The organism is Paenibacillus sp. P4_A7, assembly GCF_056402455.1.
On record NZ_JBFUHJ010000405.1, the window covers coordinates 1 to 5,172 of the forward strand.

General features: G+C 41.4%; 6 protein-coding genes. 4 read left to right on the forward strand and 2 right to left on the reverse strand.

Annotated elements, in window-relative coordinates; genetic code table 11:
• Position 1 precedes the first annotated feature (1 nt).
• Complete coding sequence (locus AC1DWN_RS27450; protein WP_477562062.1) at positions 2-1,102, reverse strand: coiled-coil domain-containing protein; 1,101 nt, start codon at positions 1,100-1,102, stop codon at positions 2-4.
• Between the two features lie 80 nt (positions 1,103-1,182).
• Between AC1DWN_RS27450 and AC1DWN_RS27455 the strand changes: the two genes are divergently transcribed.
• Entirely contained in the window at positions 1,183-2,343 is a 1,161-nt protein-coding gene (locus AC1DWN_RS27455) for a class I SAM-dependent methyltransferase (RefSeq protein WP_477562063.1), read from the forward strand.
• A 128-nt stretch (positions 2,344-2,471) separates the two neighbouring features.
• Here AC1DWN_RS27455 and AC1DWN_RS27460 read toward each other — a convergent pair whose 3' ends face one another.
• Complete coding sequence (locus AC1DWN_RS27460) at positions 2,472-2,708, reverse strand: DUF2626 family protein (RefSeq protein WP_475808368.1); 237 nt, start codon at positions 2,706-2,708, stop codon at positions 2,472-2,474.
• Between the two features lie 266 nt (positions 2,709-2,974).
• On the opposite strand from AC1DWN_RS27460, the gene AC1DWN_RS27465 reads away from it, so the two are divergent.
• The 3 genes from AC1DWN_RS27465 to AC1DWN_RS27475 all read left to right on the forward strand — a co-directional run.
• Positions 2,975-3,625: an RsfA family transcriptional regulator gene (locus tag AC1DWN_RS27465; RefSeq protein ID WP_477562064.1), complete on the forward strand. Its 651-nt coding sequence runs from the start codon at positions 2,975-2,977 to the stop codon at positions 3,623-3,625.
• Positions 3,626-3,818: 193 nt separating this feature from the next.
• Positions 3,819-4,817: a ketopantoate reductase family protein gene (locus AC1DWN_RS27470; RefSeq protein ID WP_477562065.1), complete on the forward strand. Its 999-nt coding sequence runs from the start codon at positions 3,819-3,821 to the stop codon at positions 4,815-4,817.
• A gap of 7 nt (positions 4,818-4,824) precedes the next feature.
• Positions 4,825-5,172: DUF3397 domain-containing protein (locus tag AC1DWN_RS27475; RefSeq protein ID WP_477562066.1), on the forward strand; the 348-nt coding region annotated here is incomplete at its 3' end.

A 5,172-nucleotide genomic window follows, 5' to 3' on the forward strand; every position in this document is an offset into this window, starting at 1 on the left:
TCTATAGACTTACAGTGAGCTTAATAATCATTTCACCATCTTTTAATTCTACTGAATCAGCTTTAAGGAAGGAGACGATTAAATTCGGGTAAAAGCCGAGATCAAACTCATCTTCCAAATCTTGTCGAGTAGTATCCGGTAAGGAGAATCCGTTAAATAGAAGTTCATCCACATGAAATATAATGCCAGCTTTAGGTTCCTCTTCAATCGTATAATGCCCACTCACACTAATCTCCATATTATCTCGTTGACCATGAGCGATAATTTTGTTGCTTTTAAACTGGAAGGAAAAATTGTCGAAAATAGCATTTTGATTACGCAGAAAATCATTCAGGTCCTTTTCTGGAACACTTATCGTGTATTGAAATCCTTTGATTTCTAACAATTGTTTATTATCTTGAATCCAGGTTGGAAGCTGCTGCATGGCTTTTGATAAAGCGYTAAAATATTTCTTGACCTCTGCCAATCCGGCTGATTCCCAGTAGTTGTTAAGCTCTTTAATCAATAAGCGTAGTTTGTCAGCATCGGAACGTCCGGCTAGCTGATCTTCAAGCTGTTTTTCTAGTAGAAGTACTCGTTCGCGCTGCGTCTTAAGCTGTTTTTCCACGGCAGTGAGATCAGATTGTCTCGTTTCAAGTTGCTTATATCCATCCTTAACCTTTCTGTATTGCTTGACATATGTATTCAAGGTATCCTTATCGTGAGTGAGTATAAACTCCGCGTAGTCGAGCATTTGAAACAAATCGGATAAAGAATTAAAGGATAAAAGTGATGCTAACAAAAAATCTCTTTCCCCCATATAATAAGCCCGCAGCACAGTTCCAGCTTCCTCTTGCTTGCTAGCAATTTCCTGCTCATGCTTGAGTAACAGCTGCTTTGTATCTGTCATAGTTAACTTTAGCTGTTCCTGCTGTGACTGAATACGGACGATTTCTTTATCTATTTCCGTTACAGATAAGCTATTCTCAAGGATTGTGTGTATATCATCATCATAGGCCGGCTGAGGCTCGGCTAATACAGGAAGTCTGATCGCCAGCATTACGAATAAAAGCGCTGCGGTTGCAGTTAAAGTAATACGATTATGTAATTTGGGTACTATCAAAAGGCATCTCCCTCCTCAGCTTTCATTTTATGCGGCAACCAAATCTATTATATCTTACATTTAGAARAGGATGAACCTTAATGATGAAGGATAACAGGCTTGCACTCTCCATCGAAAGGGAAATTGCTAATAGCTCCACTACTGGCTGGTTTTCAGAACAGGCTGATAGAAAACAGACTGTCCCATGTATTTCATTCTTCCAGTATATGAATAATTGCTTATACGATGCAGACTATGGCTACTATCGTTCTGGTCCGGTTCGAATTGGCAAAGAGGGGGATTTCTATACAAGCTCAGCAATTGGCCATGTAATGGCGGAAGTATTGGCAGGATATATCAATGAATACGGGCGATTAATGGACAAACCGCTTAAACTCATTGAATGGGGAGCGGGAACTGGAAGGTTATCCGCTCAGATTGCTGCAGCCTGCAGGGAAAGAAGAAGGGATTGGGATAAGCAATTTACATTAATTCAAATTGAAGATGATCCCTCGCATGTTCAAGCTGGGCGTATAGCCCATGCACATATTGCTGCTCAAGAAGCAGCTCTTGCTCCGATTTTTGTGACATCCGAAGAAGCTTTTCAAGCAAGTTGGCTGAAGCAGCCTGCAATTATACTCGCAAACGAGCTGCTGGACGCTTTTCCGGTACATAGGGTGCAAGTAGTGAATGGAGAGCTGATGGAGCTAGGTGTAGCTGGGACGGCGGCGCAGGGCTTTCATTACGTATTTATGCCGCTTACTGATCCGCGAATTAACGGTTGGCTTAAGCGAGATGGAATAACATTGCAAGAAGGGCAACAAACAGAAGTAGCATCTGCGGCGGCAGATTGGTTACAGCAACTTGGAGCTGTGATGAAGGAAGGGCGGCTTGTTCTGATTGATTAYGGCCATGAAGCAGCTGAATATACGGCTGAGCACCGAATGGACGGAACTTTAATGTGTTATTGGCGTCACCAAGCAAGTGATCAACCTTTTTTACGGGTTGGGGAGCAGGATATTACGGCACATGTACCATTTACGTTTGTTCGTCATTGTGCGGAGGAAAGTGGATGGAAGGTGGTTAGCTATACGACGCAAAAGCAGTTTTTGTTGGATCATGGTATAGTGGAACTGCTGCAGAACCATTATGATGCGGATCCATTCAGCGAGACCTCGCGTAAGAATAGAGCGATTAGACAGCTGTTGATTAGTGATCAAATGAGTGAGACCTTTAAGGTGATGGTGCTTGATAAAAAATAGTTCAGAAATGCGAAACGGTGTCTGCCCTTAAAAGGGTAGACACCGTTTCGTTTTGCTTTTGTAAAAGACATGCCGAGGCAAAAAATATATAAGCACAATTATAAGTTATTACTTATAATTCTATATATTTAGAACGGCAGACTCATCTTGAATACTGACCAGTACGTGAACCCCACGAAAGAAATGATCATATATCCCCAGAACATTACTATGTACGTTCTCTCGGAGAAGTTCAAGTAGCCTAGAAATACGAAAGCTATGGTTTGAGCGAAAAACAATAATGCGAATTCCGTCATATGGCCTGCGAAAGCCATTAGTCCAATTACTAATGTCCAAAAGCCAAGTACTCGATACATGCGTGCCAAGATAGCATCCCCCTTTCACTGCGACCCGATTTTCTAATGCTCATTATAACGTTTACATAAAAAAGTGTAAACCTTTAACCGTGACGAAATCGCAAACTTTTTGTACATAACTGACACCCATACACCTAGTTTGTTCAAATAAACGAATAAAAATGTATGAGTGTCAGAAAATTTGGTTATACAAATTAGTATCCAATAGATTCTATGAACTCTACCAAGGGCATAGAGATAAAGTAAGCGCCTTTACGTTAGGAGGTTTTTGTTGCATGACAGCAATTAGACAAGATGCGTGGAGTCCGGACGATGATCTTATTCTCGCCGAGGTTACACTACGCCATATTCGCGAAGGTAGTACACAGCTTGCCGCTTTTGAAGAGGTAGGTGAAAGAATTGGACGCACATCAGCAGCCTGCGGGTTCCGCTGGAACAGCTGCGTTCGAAAAAGGTATGAGGATGCTATTCAAATCGCAAAGCAGCAGAGACAGAAACGAAATTATTTAAGAAAACAAACGAGTGTTGCTACATCGCATGTTTCATCCTTATCTATTTTTGAGACGGATGAAAGAGTCTTTAAACCGGATACAGTTTCATTAGAAGAAGGCTTGTCAGTTGATGCCGTTATAAGATTCCTGCGTGGATGGAAATCGACTTATCAGGATTTAACACGTCAGATCAAGCTGTTTGAGAAGGATTTGAAAGAGAAAGATGATGAGCTATATCGTCTTCGCGATCAAAATGAGAGATTGTCCAAAGAAGTAAACAATGTCCAGACTGATTATCGCGCTGTGAATGATGATTACAACACACTCATTCAAATTATGGATCGTGCGCGACGCTTGACGGTACTGACAAATGAAGATGAAGCTAGACCTAGATTCAAGATGGATGCGAACGGAAACTTAGAACGCATCGAATAAGTGATATTGACGAGTTTAGAAGAGAGACCTTCCTATACAAGGGGGTCTCTATTTGCGTGTAGTTGCGTTAATTTAAACAGATTTGTTACGATGATCAGTAAATATAATACTAGCTGAGCTAGTATGCATACATAAACGGATAGGGGAATTTCAGGTGAAATCCTCTAGCTTACTTCAGTTGGAGGGGTACCATTTGCTAATCGATATAATAGGCGGCGGTTCGATAGGTCTGCTTTGCGGTGCTAAGCTAGCAATAGCAGGGGCTGATGTGACGGTGTGGACAAGAAGTCAAGAACAAGCGGATCATCTGGAGCTTCAGGGGATTGCATTACAAGACGCTAATGGAGAAGATGAGCAAATAGTTAAAGTGAAGGGCGCTTGGATTCAGAGAATGAGTCATTTGATTCCCGTTCCTGAGATTACTCAGTTAAACCAAATTCGTTGGATCATTATTGCGGTTAAACAACCGGATTTGAATAGTAAGCTCCTTGAGCAGATTAATGGCCTGGCAATAAGCTGTGAGAATCAAAAGGTATCCATTTTATGCTTGCAAAACGGTAGAGGCCACTTGGAGAAGATTCAGAAGGCATTGCCGCATATAACTGTACTTGCAGCAGTGACAACCGATGGAGCTAGAAGAATGAATGGCCACACGGTTCGTCATACGGGAAAAGGACAGCTATGGATTGGCGAGTGGCGTGGATTTCAAGTAAACACGGACAAGGATCTGGAAAAAACGTACAATATGTTAGTTTTATTGCTGCAAACGGCAGGATTTACCGCATTACTGTCGAATGACATGGAGAATCGTATTTTTCATAAGCTGTTGATYAATGCCGTGATTAATCCATTAACTGCAATGTTTGATGTTAAAAATGKCGAGCTGCCACTTCATCCAACTCGCGACTCGATTATGAGAGCGCTATATGTAGAAACCGAACAGATTTTATTGGAAGCCGGAATGACTGAAATAGAGGACGGCTGGCAGCAGATTATTAAGGTGTGTCAACAAACCAGTAATAACATATCTTCCATGCTAAGTGATGTAAGAGCTGGGCGGGTTACAGAGATTGCTGCGATCAATGGAGCGGTAGCCAGATTGGCAGAGCAATTAGGACGTTCTGCACCATTAAATCAAGCAGCAGTTGTAATCATTGAGTCTTTGCATCCAAAGCTGAATTCGAAGGAGTGATTGATATTTGGAAATTATAAAAACGATATACGGATATTTTTCGATTTTACCAATCATTCCTTTTGCTATCATCTTATTTGGCTATGGAGCCTATATTCAAGACCGAAAGAAAGCATTTCGTTTGGCTATGGACGTTACAACTGTTTTTCTAATTATAGCAGTAGCCGGTTTATTTAATCTCTTGTTCAAAAATCAGTTCGGCTTTTACGGCATTTTATTATTTATGGTGCTTGGGGGCGGATTGCTGGGCAATGCACAGTTCCGAAAGCGCGGAAGTGTTGATACGAAACGGATATTTAAAACAGTTTGGCGGTTAAGCTTCTTTACGATGTGCCTGTTATATATAGTGTTTATG

Excerpts from the sequence above, each read along its gene's own strand:
- AC1DWN_RS27465 (WP_477562064.1), top strand. The coding sequence starts at position 2,975 with ATGACAGCAATTAGACAAGATGCGTGGAGTCCGGACGATGATCTTATT.